Annotated in this window: 17 protein-coding genes; 13 read left to right on the plus strand and 4 right to left on the minus strand. The window is 62.3% G+C overall.

Annotated features, from left to right (window positions below; translation table 11 throughout):
- Window positions 1-2: 2 nt before the first annotated feature.
- Together BW43_RS13010 and BW43_RS13005 are read right to left on the minus strand one after the other, a co-directional pair.
- Window positions 3-1,544 (minus strand): MFS transporter, encoded by a 1,542-nt coding sequence (locus tag BW43_RS13010; protein ID WP_032887261.1) that lies wholly within the window; start codon window positions 1,542-1,544, stop codon window positions 3-5.
- Window positions 1,545-1,553: 9 nt separating this feature from the next.
- Window positions 1,554-2,762 (minus strand): aspartate transaminase, encoded by a 1,209-nt coding sequence (locus BW43_RS13005; RefSeq protein WP_032887262.1) that lies wholly within the window; start codon window positions 2,760-2,762, stop codon window positions 1,554-1,556.
- Window positions 2,763-3,138: 376 nt separating this feature from the next.
- Here BW43_RS13005 and nac point away from each other — a divergent pair, with 376 nt between their 5' ends.
- The 12 genes from nac to BW43_RS12945 all read left to right on the plus strand — a co-directional run bounded on the left by nac (window position 3,139) and on the right by BW43_RS12945 (window position 12,789).
- The gene (gene nac, locus BW43_RS13000; RefSeq protein ID WP_032887298.1) at window positions 3,139-4,044 is read left to right on the plus strand and encodes a nitrogen assimilation transcriptional regulator NAC; all 906 of its coding nucleotides are present in this window, start codon (window positions 3,139-3,141) and stop codon (window positions 4,042-4,044) included.
- 114 nt (window positions 4,045-4,158) lie between these two features.
- Window positions 4,159-4,566 carry an acetyl-CoA carboxylase biotin carboxyl carrier protein subunit gene (locus tag BW43_RS12995; protein WP_032887263.1) on the plus strand — a complete coding sequence of 136 codons (408 nt, stop codon included), beginning with the start codon at window positions 4,159-4,161 and terminating at the stop codon, window positions 4,564-4,566.
- 33 nt (window positions 4,567-4,599) lie between these two features.
- Window positions 4,600-5,952 (plus strand): acetyl-CoA carboxylase biotin carboxylase subunit, encoded by a 1,353-nt coding sequence (accC, locus tag BW43_RS12990; protein WP_032887264.1) that lies wholly within the window; start codon window positions 4,600-4,602, stop codon window positions 5,950-5,952.
- A complete protein-coding gene (gene pxpB / locus BW43_RS12985) occupies window positions 5,949-6,605 on the plus strand; it encodes a 5-oxoprolinase subunit PxpB (protein ID WP_032887265.1) in 657 nt (218 codons plus the stop codon). The genes accC and pxpB overlap by 4 nt, the downstream gene beginning before the upstream one ends.
- A complete protein-coding gene (locus BW43_RS12980; RefSeq protein ID WP_032887266.1) occupies window positions 6,602-7,576 on the plus strand; it encodes a biotin-dependent carboxyltransferase family protein in 975 nt (324 codons plus the stop codon). Before pxpB ends, BW43_RS12980 begins: the two co-directional genes overlap by 4 nt.
- Entirely contained in the window at window positions 7,573-7,968 is a 396-nt protein-coding gene (locus BW43_RS12975; RefSeq protein WP_032887267.1) for a biotin/lipoyl-containing protein, read from the plus strand. The genes BW43_RS12980 and BW43_RS12975 overlap by 4 nt, the downstream gene beginning before the upstream one ends.
- Window positions 7,965-8,738 carry a LamB/YcsF family protein gene (locus BW43_RS12970; RefSeq protein ID WP_032887268.1) on the plus strand — a complete coding sequence of 258 codons (774 nt, stop codon included), beginning with the start codon at window positions 7,965-7,967 and terminating at the stop codon, window positions 8,736-8,738. The genes BW43_RS12975 and BW43_RS12970 overlap by 4 nt, the downstream gene beginning before the upstream one ends.
- Window positions 8,739-8,831: 93 nt before the next feature.
- Window positions 8,832-9,584, plus strand: a complete 753-nt coding sequence (locus tag BW43_RS12965) for an SDR family oxidoreductase (protein WP_032887269.1) — start codon at window positions 8,832-8,834, stop codon at window positions 9,582-9,584.
- 109 nt (window positions 9,585-9,693) lie between these two features.
- On the plus strand, window positions 9,694-10,395 hold the full coding sequence (locus BW43_RS12960) for an amino acid ABC transporter permease (RefSeq protein WP_032887270.1): 702 nt from the start codon (window positions 9,694-9,696) through the stop codon (window positions 10,393-10,395).
- A 6-nt stretch (window positions 10,396-10,401) separates the two neighbouring features.
- Complete coding sequence (locus BW43_RS12955; protein ID WP_032887299.1) at window positions 10,402-11,145, plus strand: amino acid ABC transporter permease; 744 nt, start codon at window positions 10,402-10,404, stop codon at window positions 11,143-11,145.
- 23 nt (window positions 11,146-11,168) lie between these two features.
- Window positions 11,169-11,897 (plus strand): amino acid ABC transporter ATP-binding protein, encoded by a 729-nt coding sequence (locus BW43_RS12950; protein ID WP_177326440.1) that lies wholly within the window; start codon window positions 11,169-11,171, stop codon window positions 11,895-11,897.
- Window positions 11,898-11,955: 58 nt separating this feature from the next.
- Complete coding sequence (locus tag BW43_RS12945; protein WP_032887272.1) at window positions 11,956-12,789, plus strand: ABC transporter substrate-binding protein; 834 nt, start codon at window positions 11,956-11,958, stop codon at window positions 12,787-12,789.
- Between the two features lie 51 nt (window positions 12,790-12,840).
- Here BW43_RS12945 and BW43_RS12940 read toward each other — a convergent pair whose 3' ends face one another.
- Window positions 12,841-14,049, minus strand: a complete 1,209-nt coding sequence (locus tag BW43_RS12940; protein ID WP_032887273.1) for a DUF1835 domain-containing protein — start codon at window positions 14,047-14,049, stop codon at window positions 12,841-12,843.
- Between the two features lie 338 nt (window positions 14,050-14,387).
- On the opposite strand from BW43_RS12940, the gene BW43_RS12935 reads away from it, so the two are divergent.
- Complete coding sequence (locus BW43_RS12935; protein ID WP_233896855.1) at window positions 14,388-14,822, plus strand: chemotaxis protein CheY; 435 nt, start codon at window positions 14,388-14,390, stop codon at window positions 14,820-14,822.
- A gap of 12 nt (window positions 14,823-14,834) precedes the next feature.
- On the opposite strand, the gene BW43_RS12930 is transcribed toward BW43_RS12935, so the two are convergent.
- Complete coding sequence (locus BW43_RS12930) at window positions 14,835-15,911, minus strand: aldo/keto reductase (protein ID WP_032887275.1); 1,077 nt, start codon at window positions 15,909-15,911, stop codon at window positions 14,835-14,837.
- Window positions 15,912-15,971: the final 60 nt, after the last annotated feature.

Consider the following 15,971-nt stretch of genomic DNA (forward strand, 5'->3'; position numbering starts at 1 on the left):
TTCTATTTTTTTTCAGGAGCGGGAGCAACGGTGGCCGGCACGACGTGCAGTCGCACCGGCGGTAAGCGGTACAGGATGAACAGGGCGAGCACGCCAATTCCCGCGCACAGCAGCAGGCCCACGCCCACCGACTGGGCCAGCGCATCGCGGGCCAGCTGCAGCCATGGCGTGGCGTCGAGATTGGCGTGCAACAGCACTTGTGGGTCGGCATACAGGGCAATGCCCTCGGCGTGGCCCGCCGCAAGAAACACCCGTTGCAGATGTGTGCTGTAGAGCAGGTTGACCAGCACGCCCATGCCGGCAGTGCCGAGCAAACCGCCCACCAGACGCAGGGATTGAGTGAGCGCGGTGGCGATGCCGAGAAACTGCCGTTCGGCCAGGGTCTGGGTGAATACCGTGAGGTTGAGCAGGATGAATCCCAGGCCCAACCCGGCCAGTAGAATCAAGCCAAGCAACTCATTGAACGACGCGCTTCGTCCGACCACTGCCAACCCCAGGCACGCCAGCAGCAACGCGACAAAACCGGCCAGCGGCAACCAGTTTGGGTTGCGCAAACGGGTCACGATGCGGCTGTTGACGATGGCGCCGAGGGTGATGCTCAACGCCAGCGGTGTGATCAACACACCGGCGTCCTGAGGCGAATACCCGTAGGCGCCTTGCAGTAAGAGCGGCAGGTAAAACAGCAGCGAAAACATGATCGCCCCGGCGGCCACCGACAGCGTGAACAGCAGTTGCAGGCTCGGCAGGGTGAACAGCGCGGCCGGCAACAGCGCATGCGGGCAACGCCGCTCCCAGTGCCACAACGCAATGATCGCCGCGATACACCCCAGACCTAACGCCGCGCTGAGTGCGAGGCTCGAATGCCCCAGCCATTCCACAAACAATTGCAGACTGCCCAACGCCAGCGCGATCAACAGTGCGCCGGGCCAATCCAGACGAATGCTGCTGTGTTGTTGCGGGCGATACCACGGCAGGAAACGCCAGGCAATCAACAGCGCCAGGCAGCCCAACGGTAGGTTGATATAGAACACCGAGCGCCAGCCGAAGGCGCCGGTGAGATACCCCCCCAGCCCAGGGCCGATGGCATTGACCACGCTGAACAGCGCACTCAACAGCATCTGCCAGCGCAGGCGCTGGCGGGTGTCGGGAAACAGTTCGGGGATACAGGCGAACGCGGTGCCGATCAACATGCCGCCGCCAATGCCCTGCAACGCACGGCCGATCACCAGCACCAGCATGTCGTTGGCCAGGGCGCAGGCCAGGGACGCCAGAGTGAAGATCAACGTGGCGGCCAGTACGAACGGCTTACGCCCGTAGTAATCCCCCAGCCGTCCGAAAATCGGGATGGTGACGATGGACGCCAACAGATAACCAGTGGCGACCCATGCATAGAGTTCAAAGCCGTTGAGCTCGGCCACGATGCTCGGCAAGGCGTTGCCGATCACGGTCTGGTCGAGCGCCGAGAGCATCAGCACCAACGAGATGCCAATCATCGCCAGCAAGGCTTGCTTGAAACTCAGGGGAGGGTGGGCCGCCGCGGTCATCGTCGATCCTCAGCGCAACGCGGCAACGGCAGCGGCAATGCGCGCGCAGCCTTGGTCGAGGGTGCTGATGTCGGTAGCAATCGACATGCGAAAGAACGGCGCCAGGCCATAGGCCGTGCCCGCCACTACCGCCACGCCCTGGCTTTCGAGCAGGTACATCACCACTTCGCTGTCGCTGTTGAGGGTTTTACCCTCGGCTTTTTTTTTTCCTAGCAGGCCGCCGCAGTTCACATACAGATAGAACGCGCCGTCCGGCTTGCGGCAGCTCAGGCCGGGGATTGCATTGAGCAGTTCAAGGCAACGGTCGCGTCGTTGCTGGTACACCTCGACGCTGTGTTTGACGAAGTGTTGGTCGCCGTTGAGCGCTTCCAATGCCGCCGCCTGACTGACTGAGCAGGCGTTACTGGTGGACTGGGATTGCAGGGTCGCCATGGCGCCGATCAGGTCGGCGGGGCCGGCGGCATAACCGATGCGCCAGCCGGTCATGGCGTAAGTCTTGGATACGCCGTTGACCACCAGGGTGCGGTCCTTCAAGGCCGGTTCAATGGCCAGGATGTGTGGGTTGTCCAGACCGTCGAAGCGGATGTGCTCGTAGATGTCATCGGTCATCAGCAGCACATGCGGATAGTCCAGCAGCACGTCGGCCAGGGCGCGCAGTTCGGCGTGGCTGTAGCTGGCGCCGGTGGGGTTGCTCGGTGAGTTGAGCAGCAGCCAGCGGGTGCGCTCGGTGATCGCCTCGCGCAACTGTGCGGGGGTCAGCTTGAACCCGTTGTGTTCCGGGCAGGCCAGGGTCACCGGCTCGCCTTCGCAGGCCAGGACCATGTCCGGGTACGACACCCAGTAGGGCGCAGGGATCAGCACTTCATCACCGGCGCCTAGGGTGGCGGCGAAGGCGTTGAAGATCGCGCTCTTGGCGCCGCTGGTCACCAGTACATGAGCGGCGGTGTAGCTCAGGCCGTTCTCGCGGGCCAGTTTATCGACGATGGCCTGGCGCAGTTCCGGGGTGCCGGCGTTTTGGGTGTAGCGGGTTTCACCGCGCTCGATGGCCGCGCTGGCGGCTTGGCGGATGTGGGGGGGTGTATCGAAGTCCGGTTCGCCCACTACCAGGTTGATGATGGACTGGCCTTGGCGACGCAGCTCGTTGGCGCGGTCGGACGCGGCGCTGCTGGGCGATGGTTTGATGCGTTGCACACGGGCGGCGATGCGGGAGGCGGTCACGGGCGTTCCTCGATGATGGCGTTGATGGCGTCACAGTACGAGGGCCGGGCGAGGGGGCCATAAGACGAGTTTGTTCTGGGTTGATAGGCAGTGCTTATGGCTGGGCTTGCACCAAGCAGGTGCGTCCAGTCCTGGCTGCTCCGAGCGGGTGCTTTGGGTGGGGGATCAGGAGCAACCATAGCAAAGCCTTATGGCTGGTTATGCGGGTGGCCTGTCTTTTGCAAACCTGCCAGGTGTACACAAATCCAAATGTGGGAGGGGGCTTGCTCCCGAAAGCAGTGTGTCAGTCACAGGTGCATCCACTGACACTGCTATCGGGAGCAAGCCCCCTCCCACATTTAAGGCATCACTTGTCCCTTACATGAGCACCGCCATTTTGAACCTGCGTCGATTGAAGTATTTCGTAAAACTGGTCGACATCGGCAGCATGACCCAGGCCGCTGATGTGTTGCATGTGGCGCAACCGGCGTTGAGTCAGCAACTGGCAACCCTGGAAGCCGAGTTGCAACAACAATTGCTGATCCGCACCAAGCGCGGCGTGACGCCGACTGAGGCGGGCAAGGTGTTGTATGGCCATGCGCAAATTATCCTGCGCCAGTGCGAACAGGCTCAGAGCGATATCAATGCCACCGGCCATGCCTTGTCCGGGCAGGTGTCGGTGGGGCTGGCGCCGGGTACGGCGGCGTCGACGTTGTCGCTGCCGTTGCTGCGCACCGTGCGCGAACGTCACCCCGGCATCCTGCTGTACCTCAATGAAAACTTCGGCACCACGTTGAGCGAACTGATCATGAACGGCCGCATGGACATGGCCGTGCTTTACGGCGGGCGGGAGGTGCATGGTTTGAGTTTTGTCTCGCTGCTGCGCGAGCCGCTGTACCTGGTGAGTGCCGACCCGGCCATTGCCAGTCGCGAAGACATCCCGCTGGCCGAGTTGGCCGACATGGACATGCTGTTGCCGCGCCCCTACAACGTCATGCGTCGGATGGTGGACGAAGCCTTCCTGCGTATCGGCCTGGGTGTGCGGGTAGTGGCCGAGATTGAATCGTCTACCACCCTCACCGCCGCCGTGGCCGACCACTTCGGTTCGACCATCCTGCCTGAGTCGTCGGCGCGGGTCATGGCCGCGGACCCTTCGGTGCATATGTGTCGCATCGTCGAGCCCGAGGTGGAGGCGCCGTTGGCGTTGTGCCTGTCCGGGCATTTGCCGTTGTCCGTGCCGGCCCAGGCGGTCAAGGCGATTCTGCTGGAGCTGGTGGCGCAGATGCGTGGCAGCGCCGTGTGAGGCGTCATAAGGTCGGCTTATCACCCCAAAGCCAAAGCGTCTTGGCCGCGTTTCGAGGGGCTCGGTAGATTGGGCTCATCCACTCAAGACACGCTCGACAGGCAGGGGCCATACATGGATTCAGCACGTATCAAGGGGTTGATGGATTTGCTGGCCGAATCCGATCTGCTGGAACTGAGCCTCACCGAAGGCGACAGCACGCTGCGGCTGTTCAAGCAGGCGGGGCAGGGGACTACCAGCGTTGCACCCACCGTGGTCGCAGCCCCCAAAGCTGCACCGGCTGCCAGCGCCGTTGAAGTCAAAGCCAGCCTTTATGGCGTGCTGCACCTGACGCCCGCCGTCGGTGAGCCGCCTTTTGTGACCGTGGGGCAAAGCATCGAGGCCGGCCAGACCGTGGCGGTGATCGAGGCGATGAAGATGTTCCACCCGGTAAAGGCCAAGGTGGCGGGCCAGGTGGTTGAGATCCTGGTCGAGGCCGGGGTTGAAGTCGACGCCGGCCAGTCGCTGTTCCGGCTCGGTTGACCCTTACGCGTATTCGTTATTCAGGTGAATCCAATGTTCGACAAAGTGCTGATCGCCAACCGTGGCGAAATCGCCCTGCGCATTCAGCGTGCCTGCCATGGCCTGGGCATCAAGACCGTGGCGGTGTTTTCCGAAGCGGACCGTCACGCCCACTACGTGCAAAACGCTGACGAATCGCTGTGCATCGGTCCGGCCGCGCCGGGCATGAGCTACCTCAACCAGACCGCGTTGCTGTTCGCCGCCAAGGTCACCGGCGCCCAGGCGATCCACCCTGGCTACGGGTTCCTTTCGGAAAACGCCGGGTTTGCCGAGCTCATCGAAACCGCCGGCCTGACCTTTATCGGCCCGAGCGCAGCCTGCATCCGCACCATGGGCGACAAGGTGGCCGCCAAGCGTGCCATGCGTGAAGCCGGTGTGCCGTGCGTGCCGGGGCCTGATTCGACAATGCCTACCGACGACGCCAGCATTCTCGCCATCGCTGCCGAGATCGGTTACCCAGTGATCGTCAAAGCCGCTGGTGGTGGCGGTGGTCGCGGCATGCGCGTGGTGCAGGCCGAAGCCGAGTTGCTCGCTGCCATCGCGCTCACCCGTGAAGAGGCGCGGTTGGCGTTCGGCAACCCGGAGCTGTATATCGAGAAATTCCTCGGCCACCCGCGGCATGTGGAAATCCAGGTGCTGTGTGATGCCCACGGCCATGCGATCTGGCTCGGCTGCCGCGACTGTTCCCTGCAACGCCGCCACCAAAAAGTGTTGGAAGAAGCACCCGCACCGGGCATCGATCCCGCATTGATCGCCAAGGTCGGCGAACGCTGCGCCGAGGCCTGCCGCCAGATTGGCTATCGCGGTGTGGGCACGTTTGAGTTCTTGTACGAAGACGGCGAGTTCTTTTTCATCGAGATGAACACGCGTCTGCAAGTCGAACACCCGGTCACTGAAATGACCACCGGCATCGACATCGTGCAGCAGCAACTGCGCATGGCCCGCGGCGAAGTGTTGGGCTTGCGCCAGGAGGATGTGCAGCTTAACGGCCACTCCCTGGAGTGCCGGATCAACGCCGAAGACCCGATCACCTTTATGCCCACACCCGGCTTGATTCAGCGTTGGGAAGTGCCCGGCGGATTTGGCGTGCGGGTTGATTCCCATGTCACCACCGGCTACCGCGTCCCGCCGTACTACGACTCGATGGTGGCCAAGGTAATCACCCACGGCGCCACGCGGGAAGAGGCGTTAGCGCGGATGCGCCTGGCCCTGAGCGAAATGATCGTGGACGGCATCAGCACCAATATCCCGTTGCACCGAGACATTCTCGACGATCCGGCATTCTGCGCCGGCGGTGTCGACATTCATCACCTGGAGCGCTGGTTGCAGCAAAGGAGCCCGACATGAACACCGCACCTTCCATCAGCCTGCTGGGCTCCAGCGCGTTGCTGTTCGAGGCGCCGGGCGAGCTCGACCTGGCCCCGCAGCAGCGTATCTGGCGCCTGGCCCTGCAAGCGGGCGAATGGCCGGAAATCCACGAAGCCGTGCCGGGCATGAACAACCTGATGCTGACGTTCCTCACGCCGCCCCGTGAACTCAACGGCGTGTGCCAGCGCCTGCTGGATGCCTGGGAACAGAGCCAACCGCTGCCCCTGGAAGGGCGAATTGTCGAGTTGCCGGTGGTGTACGGCGGCGAATTCGGCCCGCACATGGCAGACGTGATCGCCCACACCGGGCTGGATATCGAGACCATTGCCAACCTGCATTGCGAGCCGCTGTACCCGGTGTACGCCCTGGGCAGCCACCCCGGTTACTGCTACCTCGGCGGCATGGACCCACGCCTGGCCACGCCCCGTCGCCAGGTGCCGGTGCTGAATATCGGTGCGGGCTCTGTGTCCATCGGCGGCGTGCAGACGGGCGTCTCCGCCTCGGCCGGCCCCAGCGGCTGGAACACCATCGGCCGCACCGAGATGGCATTTTTCGACCCCGCCCAAACCCCGCCTGCCATCTTGCGGCCGGGTGATTTCCTGCGCTTGCGCATCGAGAGGATCATTCGATGATCGAGATTCTATCGGCCACCGCCCTGGCCACCGTGCAGGACCTCGGTCGTTTCGGCAGCCTGGGTTACGGCGTAGGTACCTCGGGCGCCATGGACCATCTGGCCCTGGCCTTGGGCAACTTGCTGCTGGGCAATCCCGAAGACGCCGCTGCGATTGAAATCCCGCTGTTTACGTTTGAAGTTCGCCTGCTGCAGGACTGCGCCTTTGCCCTGACCGGCGCCGCCTGCGACGCCACGCTGGACGGCCAGCCGTTGCCGCCGAACTGGGTTTGCCAGGGGCGAGAAGGTCAAGTGTTGAGCCTGGGGTATCCGACGTCTGGCAGTCGCGCTTATCTGTGTTTGGCGGGGGGCGTGGACGTGCCGTCGGTGCTGGGTTCACGCAGCACGCAATTGCGTGGCGAGTTCGGTGGTTTGGACGGCCGAGCGTTGCAGCAGGGCGATCGACTCGCTGCCTTGCGACCAGGCCTCAGCACCTTGGCGCTGGACTTCGGCGTTTTGGCGCCCAGTCTCTCGCTGCCGTTACAGGTAGACGGCGTGCCCGCGATGCGCGTGCTGCCCGCCGCTGAATACGAGCGCTTCCAGGAAACCTCCCGCGCCGCGTTCTGGGCTGGCGAGTGGAAGATCACCACCCAGAGCAATCGCTATGGCTACCGCATGGAAGGTGAACCGCTGATGCCCATCGCACCGATGGAAATTCGCTCCCACGGCATCGTGCCCGGCGTGATCCAGGTGCCCCATGGCGGTCAGCCGATCATCCAGATGCGCGACGCGCAGCCCAGCGGCGGCTACCCCAAGTTCGGCAGCGTGATCGAGGCTGACCTATGGCGTTTGGGGCAGGCGCCGATCGGCAGCAAAGTGCGCTTTATCGAGTGCAGTTATGAAGAGGCCGTTGACGCCTTGGAAACCAATCGACGTTACCTGCGTGAAGTCAGCCGTCTGGTGGAGCTGCACCGTCAAGGAGTGAAAGCATGATGCTTGAAGAGATTCGCCAACTGGCGCTGTGGCTCAAGGAACACCACTTGGCTGGCGCAGAGATGAGCAGTCCTGGCGTGCACCTGACCCTCAAGCGCGGTGCGCCTGCCGTCAGTGTGGTCACGCCAGCCGCGGCTGCGACAGTGGATGACAAGGTGCTGCGCACCACCGGCCTGGGTCGTCTGCTGCTGACTCATCCGCAACAAAACCAGCCGTTCGTGGCTGTGGGCGATCAGCTTAGCGCCGGTCAACTGGTGGCCGTGCTGCAAGTGGGTGAGCTGTTGCTGCCTCAGCGCAGCCCGAAAGCCGCCAAGGTCGTGGATATACGCGTGCCGTGCGGCACCACCGTCGGCTACGGCGAAGCCTTTCTGGGCCTGGAGTATCCGGTATGAAGATCGATTTGAATGCCGACCTCGGCGAAGGCTTCGGCCCGTGGCGCATGGGCGAGGACGAAGCACTGATGAGCCTGATTTCCTCGGCCAACGTCGCCTGCGGTTATCACGCCGGCGACCCATTGATCATGGACACCACCGTACGCCTGGCGAAAGCCGGTGGCATCGACCTGGGCGCGCATGTGGGCTTCCCGGATTTGATGGGCTTCGGTCGTCGCCAAATGAACATCGAGATCAAGGAACTGGCCACCTATGTGATCTACCAGCTCGGTGCGCTGGCCGGGATGGCGGCTGTGAATGGCCATCGCATGACCCATATGAGCTTCCACGGCGCCCTGGGCAATATGGCCGCCGCCGATGCGGCGCTGGCCGAGCCGTTGGTGCGGGCGGTGGCGGCGTTCGACCCCACGCTGATCATCAGCTCTTCCAGCAGCCGCGCCATCGAAGGCGCGGCCGAAAAATGTGGTCTGCGCGTTGCCACGACGTTCCTCGCCGACCGCGCCTATGACGATGACTGCCTGCTGGTGCCACGCAAGGTCGAGGGCTCGGTGATCAAGGAGCCTGCGGCAGTCTTGCAACGGGTGCGGCAGTTGCTGGAGGAGGGCACCGTGACCGCCCTGAGCGGCAAGGTGCTGCGGGTGCCGGCCCACTCGATCCTGCTGCACGGCGACACCCCCGGCGCGGTCGACCTGGCGCGCACCATTCGCCAGGAAATCGAGCAATTGGGCGGGCGGATTACCCCGATTTCCCAGCTGCTGGCGGCGTCATAAGCAGGCCTTATCGCCACACAATCATCGCGTCTTGGTCCAGCGCCTGAAGGCTGGATAGAGTCGAACCATAACCCGCGACACAAGGAACACCCCATGCCATTTTCCGACTACAAAACCGCACTGGTCACCGGCGCCTCATCGGGCATCGGTGCCGCCGTTGTGGAGCGTCTGTGCCAGGAAGGCGTGCAGGTGCATGCCCTGGCCCGCAGTGCCGACAAGTTGCAGGCACTGGCGGCAAAGACCGGCTGCATTCCCCACGCTATCGACGTGACCGATATTGCCGGCCTGACTCGGTTGTTCGCCGAAAACACCTTCGACATCCTGGTCAACAACGCCGGTGTCGATAAACCCGGCTCCTTGCTCAAGGCCGATGCCGACGGTATCGACCTGCTGATCGACGTCAACCTTCGCGCGGTGTTGCACCTGGCGCGCCTGGCGTTGCCGGGGATGGTCGAGCGCGACTGCGGGCACATCATCAACATCAGCTCGATTGCAGCGGCCTACAACTTTGGCGGCAACTCTACCTACCACGCGACCAAGGCCGCGGTGAGCATGCTCTCGCGTCAATTGCGCATTGATGCCTTCGGCAAGCGCGTGCGGGTTACCGAGATCTGCCCAGGCCGAGTGGCCACGGACATCTTTGCCCATGTGCATGGCGACTCCGAGGAGACCTACAAACGCTTCGTCGAAGGTTTTGAATTGCCCCAGGCCGAAGACATCGCCAACGCCATTGCCTTCGCGATTGCCGCGCCGATTGCCGTCAACGTCGGGCATATGGAAATCACCCCCACCCTGCAAGTGCCGGGCGGGCTTTCTACCGCGCGACCTCAGGATTATCAGGGCTGAAACCAGCCCTCTAAAACAGAACGGATCAATCCGTCATTGCTGCACCGCGCCACGGCCACGCCGGGTGACTTTGATTTCTGCCCTAGCCCAATGCCGATAGGGATTGACCATGAAGCAAGACTTCGATTTGGCCGCGATTCTGCAAGGCGAGTATGCCGAGCTGATCGTCAAGGGCATCGAAATGACCTTGCAGCTGGCGTTGTTCGCCTGGCTGCTGGCGATGGTGCTGGCGCTGACGCTGGTTACGATGCGCCTGACCGGCAACAAGCTGGCCGACCGTCTGGTGGCGGGGTACGTGTCCTACCACCGCAATGTGCCGACCCTGGTGCAACTGATGCTGTGGTACTTCGGCGTGCCCACGTTGCTCAGCGAGTCCGCGCAACTGTGGCTGGCCAACCACAACACCGAATACCTGTTTTCGGTGATCGCCCTGGGCTTGTGCCAGGCCGCTTATTTCTGTGAAGACATGCGCAGCGGCCTGCGCGCCATTCCGGCCGGGCAGACCGAAGCGTCCAGAGCCCTGGGATTGGGCTACGTGCGCTCGATGCGCTACGTGATCCTGCCCCAGGGGGTGCGCAACTGCCTTCCGTCCTTGATCAACCACACCGTGTTGTTGTTCAAGAACACCAGCCTGGCCATGGCGATTGGCGTGATGGAACTGACCTACGCCAGCCGCGAAGTGGAGAACTATACGTTCCGCACCTTCGAGTCGTACCTGGTGGCCACGGTGTTCTACCTGGTGTTTTCACTGCTGCTGATGGGCGCCGGGGCGTTGCTCGCTCGGCACTTCAGCAAAGCCCTGGCGAGGTAGATGGCGATGTTCGATATCGTTGAAATCCTGCAGAACAACTGGACGTTGTTCCTCATCGGTCAATACCCCCATGGCCCATTGGGTGGCCTGGCGAGCACCCTGATCCTGGCCGCGCTGGCATTGCTGTTGGCGTTCCCGTTCGGCTTGCTGCTGGCGCTGGCGCGGGTATCGCCGTGGAAAGGTTTGTACTGGGTCGCCACGGTGTGGGTCTACGTGCTGCGCGGTATTCCGTTGCTGATGGTGATCTTTTGGACGTACTTCCTGGTGCCGTTGCTGATCGGCCATAACATCACCGGCTTCATGACCATGCTCTGCACCCTGGTTATCTACCAGAGCGCCTACCTGTGCGAAATCATTCGCGGCGGCATCCAGGCCTTGCCGAGTGGGCAATACGAAGCTTCCCGCGCCCTCGGCCTGGGCTACGTGCGCACCACGCTCTGGGTGATCCTGCCCCAGGCACTGTACAACGCGTTGCCGAGCCTGATCAGCCAGTTCATTTCGATCATCAAGGAGACCTCACTGGGCTACGTGATCAACGTGCAGGAGGTGACGTTTGCCGCCAACCAAGTCAACAACCAACTGCTGACCAAGCCGTTCCAGGTGTTTTTCATCCTGGCGATCATCTACTACCTGCTGTGTTTCGGCCTGACCCGCCTGGCCGGTTATGTGGAACAGCGCATTGCGCGCAAGCGCCTGGGCGACGGAGGGCAAACCCTGCCTGGCCAACCGTTGCTGGCCACCGATAATTGAAGAGGGCTGCGCTCATGCATCCAATGATCATGTTTTCGAAAATCAATAAATGGTACGGCGAGTACCAGGCGCTCACTGACATCACGGCCGAAGTGCAACCCGGCGAAGTGGTGGTGCTGTGCGGCCCTTCGGGGTCGGGCAAATCCACCTTGATTCGCACGGTCAATCGCTTGGAAGACATCCAGGCCGGCCAGATCCTGTTCGACGGCCAGGACGTGCACGGCACTGACGCGCAGATCAAACGCCTGCGTAGCCGCGTGGGGTTTGTGTTCCAGAGCTTCAACCTGTTCCCGCACCTGTCGGTGCTGGAAAACATCACCCTGGCCCCCAACAAACTGCGCAACCTCAAGGGCGCGGCGGCCAAGCAAAAAGCCATGGAGCTGCTCGACCGTGTCGGCCTGGCCCACAAGGCCGGTGCCTACCCGGCGCAGTTGTCCGGCGGGCAACAGCAGCGCGTGGCAATCGCCCGCGCACTGGCGATGGAGCCGCCGGTGATGCTATTCGACGAGCCCACCAGTGCCCTCGACCCGGAAATGGTCGGCGAAGTGCTGAGCGTGATGAAGGGCTTGGCCAAGGACGGCATGACCATGATGTGCGTGACCCACGAGATGAATTTCGCCCGCGAAGTGGCCGACACCATCTGGTTTATGGATGCGGGGCAGATTCTGGAAAAGAGCAGCCCCGAGGCCTTCTTCACCCAGCCCTCGCACCCGCGAGCGCAACGTTTCATCGCCGACCTGCGGGCCCATTGAGCTGCGGCGGTTTTGCTCCCTCTGCCATTTTGCTGGTCCAACTTTCTGGAGATTTCCCATGGGTATGAAGCATCTGTTTACTGCGCTGGCGTTGGGGCCACTGGCAATCGCGGTCGCACAGGCCGACCAATTGAGCGACATCATGGCCAAGCAATCCTTGAGCTGTGGGGTGTACGCCGACGTCCCGCCATTTTCCGCACCGGACCCGAAAACCCGCGAGCTGGTCGGCATGGACGTCGACCTCTGCAAAGCCCTGGCCAAGACACTCGGCGTAGCCCTGGAACTCAAGCCACTGTCGGTTGAAGCGCGTATTCCTGAAGTGAAAATGGGCCGTGTCGATGTGATCTTCGCCAACCTGGCCTACACCAAGACCCGCGCCGACCAGATCCAGTTCAGCGACCCTTACTACATCGCCAAGGAAACCCTGGTGGTGCGCGCGGCGAATGCCGACCAGCCGAAAAGCTTCTTCAAGGACAAGCGCATCAGCTCCACCAAGGGCTCGACCTCCGAACAGTCGATCCGCCTTGCTGGCGCCACCCCGGTGACCTTCCAGGACACTGGCTCGGCCTACATGGCCCTGCAACAGAACAAGGTCGTGGGCCTGGTGACCAACACCATGACCGCCCTGAAGCTGGTCAATCAGGCCAAGGCCGGTGGTGTGGAACTGGCGATTGCCAAAGAACCGATGGCCTTGGAGCCGATTGGTGCCGGTATGCGCCGCGACGAGCCGGCGTTTTTGGCCAAGGTCAATGAGTCGCTGATGGCGATGGAAAAGGCCGGGGAGATCGACGCGATCTGGGAGCGCTGGATCGGCCCGAACACCGAGTACAAGATGGTGCGCGAGGACAAGGTGCAGCCTTTGAGCGCGTTGAAGTTCGAGCCGTTGCCTTAAGGGTAATCGGTCACAAAAAAGCCCGCCGTGTGTGATGCACGGCGGGCTTTTTTACTGGGTGCTCCAGACAGGGTTCAGATCCTCATCAATCATCCAGTGCGGCTGGCCAGGTGTGATACGCACGCCGCCGACCCAGCGCTCATGCGTTGCATGGTCGGGCCAATGGGCTCGGCCATGGAGCACGTCCTGCCCCAAGGGGGTCAGCGCCAACATGCGTTGCGGCCATGGTTTTTGTGGGTCTGTCTCGGTCAGCAACGGCTTGTCGCCATCGATCAATGGCCGCAGCAGCACCTGAAACATCATGTCCCCCATGGACGGCAGCGGGTCGCGCTTGGCCATCAATTCGGCGAACACGCGACCGAACGGCAACGGCCCAGCTTCGGCGAGGTAGGTGAGGGACAGGCGCTCGGTCAGCGACAGACCATCGTGTGCTCCCGGCAATTCCTGCAACTGGCGCAACAGCGCCGGGGCAAGCAAGGGCAGGGCGGGGTGTTTGCCGTGGGCCAACGCTGCCCATGCCATGGGTGAACTGTCGCAATAGGCTGCCCAGGCGCGTTTGGCCAGTTGCACGGCCTCGTCGCCGATCAGTCTGCGCTGCGGCCAGAGCCAGGCGAGCACGTCCGGCGCCAGTTGGCCGATGCCGATAAAGCGCTCGACGCCGGGAATGCGGTCCACCTCGATCAGCTCCAGTTTGCCCGGTGCTTGTTCAAGACCGGCCAAGGCGCGGATCAGGAACAACTGGTCATAGGCATCTGCCTCGCACCACAACACGCTGTGTTCGGCGCTGGCCAGGGTTTCGAGGTGGTTGTATTCATCGTCGACACGGCGCGCTGCATCCGTCTCATTGATGGCAAAGGCTTGGCTGATAAAGGCACTGCGCATCGCACGAAATGCCGGGCTGGGCAGATCACGCACCGGACCCATGCACAGCGGGTCGCTGAGCATGTGGAACCGGCCCTTGAACCCCGCCACCTGCAGGCTATGGGCGATGTCATTGCCGCAGCGCCAGTGGGTGGTGCGCGCTTCATCGCTGGCTGCAAAGTCGGGATGGCGGGCGGCGAAGTCGATGGCGTCGATATGAGCCTTGAGCTTGGGCCAACTGCTGAAACCCAGTTGTTTGGCCACCTGCCATTGGGCCTGGGACAGTGTGGCAGCCGGGTCTTGGCTTTTCAGGTGCCGCAACAGTTCCTTGGCGCGCTTGCGCTGCTGCTCAAGGTTGAGACGGCCATCGGTGTTGGAAGATAGGGGGCGTTGCGACATACGATCTCCTTGCACAGACCTTTTCCGCTTTAAGGTTGGGAGTCGTAGAAATGAGGTGAAGCTTGAGTGTCTTGGGCGCAGCCCTTTCCGCGGAAGGTGGCGTAGAGAGCGCCAGGCGGGAAATATAGGCAGTGTGGCGCTCGATTGCAAATCAGGTATGCGCCCCCGATAAGGTTTAAGAATCGTCTTAAAGTCATGCGCTCCTGCTGACGGTTACCGTGTGCACCGTTGAATGATCGACGTTGCTGCCCAACTGTCAGGGTTACCCTATGTCCACTAAAACGCTCCGCCTCTTGATTGCCGATGCTGACCTTCAGCAGCGGATCAGGATTGAGAAGATGCTCAATCTGATGGGCTATCACCGCATCGCGCCCTTGAGCTCGTTCGATGAGTTGCGGGTGCTGACGCGTTCGGGGGGCGTGGCATTCGACCTGTTGATCATCAACAGCGCATTGGTGAGTTCGCCGCAGGAGAACCTGCTGGAGTACTGCCACGCCAACCCGTTGATTCGCCACACGCTGATTTACGATGGGCAATGCACACCGCATGTGCTGGTAGCGGGCAATCAGCCGACCTTGCACCTCTCAGTGCCGCACTTGCCGGACTTTATCGCGCTGCAGCATTGCATGGGGATCGTCGATCCTGCCCCTCGCATACGCGTGGGTAAGCGGCCGACCTTGCGCGTTGCTGACAGCCCCAATCCAGCATCGGCGCGCTTCCAGGGTGACCCGGCCTTGGTGGCGTGCGCAGTGGGGCTGTCGCCCAGGCGTTGAGGGGGTCAGGGGTTACTTGTCTTTGCGTGCATCCATGGTTTTCTGATGCTCGGCGAGGAACGGCTGCTCCGCCGGATCAAAGCGATCAATGCCGGCCGTAAAACGATGCCAGTACGGATACAACGGTTGGCGCCGTGTCACCGCTTCGATACGCGAGGACTGTTCGTCGGTGAGTTTCAGTTCGGTGGCCGCCAGGTTGTCGCGCAGATGCGCTTCAGTGCGGGCACCGACAATCAGCGAGGTAATCCCCGGACGATCCTTGAGCCACGCCAGGCAAGTGCGCGCCACCGACACGCCGTGTTCATCACCCACGGCGGCGAGGGTTTCGATGATGTCCAGCGCACGCTCCTGGTCATGCACGTAGGGTTCCGGCCAGTCGCTGCCCTGGCGGGTATTGGCCGGCGGCTTTTGCCCACGGCGCGTGGAGCCGGTGAGCAGGCCTTCGCCCATTGGCCCCCACACCAGAGTGCCGACGTTCTGATCCAGGGCCAACGGCAGCAACTCGTACTCGGCCTCGCGGGATTCCGGGGTGTAGTAGATCTGTTGGGTGATCGGCTTGAGCATGCCGTGCAGTTCGGCCTTGCCCAGGGTTTTCATCATCTGCCAGGCGGTGAAGTTGCTGGTGCCGAAGTAACGGATTTTCCCCGAGCCCACCAACAGCCGCAGGGCTTCGAGGGTTTCCTCGATGGGCGTCATGCCGTCCCAGTTGTGCAATTGGTAGAGATCGATGTGGTCGGTACCGAGGCGCTTCAAGCTGGCTTCGCAGGCGCGAATCAGGTGGTAGCGCGAGGAGCCGGAGTTGTTCGGGTTGCTGTCTACCGGGCTGCGGCCCTTGGTGGCCAGCAGGATATCGTTGCGTTTGTCACCCAGGGCCTTGCCGACCACTTCTTCGGCCAGACCGTGGGAATAGAGGTCGGCGGTGTCGACCATATTGACCCCGGCATCGAATGCGATATCGAACATGCGCTTGGCCTGGGGCACGTCCACCGATCCGCACTTTTCAAACTCGGCGCGACCGCCAAAGGGCACGGTGCCGAGGATGATTTCGGATACCAGCAGGCCCGAATGGCCCAGTTGTCGGTATTGCATGTCGTCTCCTACTTAACGTTGAACCTGAGTTTCTGAACAACGTGGGTGGCGATAGTTTGA

This window comes from Pseudomonas sp. RIT357, from assembly GCF_000632245.1.
Classification (GTDB): domain Bacteria; phylum Pseudomonadota; class Gammaproteobacteria; order Pseudomonadales; family Pseudomonadaceae; genus Aquipseudomonas; species Aquipseudomonas sivasensis.

What these genes read in the sequence shown, in the direction of transcription:
- BW43_RS13010 (WP_032887261.1), bottom strand. Translation starts at nt 1,544, where the DNA reads ATGACCGCGGCGGCCCACCCTCCCCTGAGTTTCAAGCAAGCCTTGCTG.
- BW43_RS12995 (WP_032887263.1), top strand. Translation starts at nt 4,159, where the DNA reads ATGGATTCAGCACGTATCAAGGGGTTGATGGATTTGCTGGCCGAATCC.
- accC (WP_032887264.1), top strand. Translation starts at nt 4,600, where the DNA reads ATGTTCGACAAAGTGCTGATCGCCAACCGTGGCGAAATCGCCCTGCGC.
- pxpB (WP_032887265.1), top strand. Translation starts at nt 5,949, where the DNA reads ATGAACACCGCACCTTCCATCAGCCTGCTGGGCTCCAGCGCGTTGCTG.
- BW43_RS12980 (WP_032887266.1), top strand. Translation starts at nt 6,602, where the DNA reads ATGATCGAGATTCTATCGGCCACCGCCCTGGCCACCGTGCAGGACCTC.
- BW43_RS12975 (WP_032887267.1), top strand. Translation starts at nt 7,573, where the DNA reads ATGATGCTTGAAGAGATTCGCCAACTGGCGCTGTGGCTCAAGGAACAC.
- BW43_RS12970 (WP_032887268.1), top strand. Translation starts at nt 7,965, where the DNA reads ATGAAGATCGATTTGAATGCCGACCTCGGCGAAGGCTTCGGCCCGTGG.
- BW43_RS12965 (WP_032887269.1), top strand. Translation starts at nt 8,832, where the DNA reads ATGCCATTTTCCGACTACAAAACCGCACTGGTCACCGGCGCCTCATCG.
- BW43_RS12960 (WP_032887270.1), top strand. Translation starts at nt 9,694, where the DNA reads ATGAAGCAAGACTTCGATTTGGCCGCGATTCTGCAAGGCGAGTATGCC.
- BW43_RS12955 (WP_032887299.1), top strand. Translation starts at nt 10,402, where the DNA reads ATGTTCGATATCGTTGAAATCCTGCAGAACAACTGGACGTTGTTCCTC.
- BW43_RS12950 (WP_177326440.1), top strand. Translation starts at nt 11,169, where the DNA reads ATGATCATGTTTTCGAAAATCAATAAATGGTACGGCGAGTACCAGGCG.
- BW43_RS12945 (WP_032887272.1), top strand. Translation starts at nt 11,956, where the DNA reads ATGGGTATGAAGCATCTGTTTACTGCGCTGGCGTTGGGGCCACTGGCA.
- BW43_RS12940 (WP_032887273.1), bottom strand. Translation starts at nt 14,049, where the DNA reads ATGTCGCAACGCCCCCTATCTTCCAACACCGATGGCCGTCTCAACCTT.
- BW43_RS12935 (WP_233896855.1), top strand. Translation starts at nt 14,388, where the DNA reads ATGCTCAATCTGATGGGCTATCACCGCATCGCGCCCTTGAGCTCGTTC.
- BW43_RS12930 (WP_032887275.1), bottom strand. Translation starts at nt 15,911, where the DNA reads ATGCAATACCGACAACTGGGCCATTCGGGCCTGCTGGTATCCGAAATC.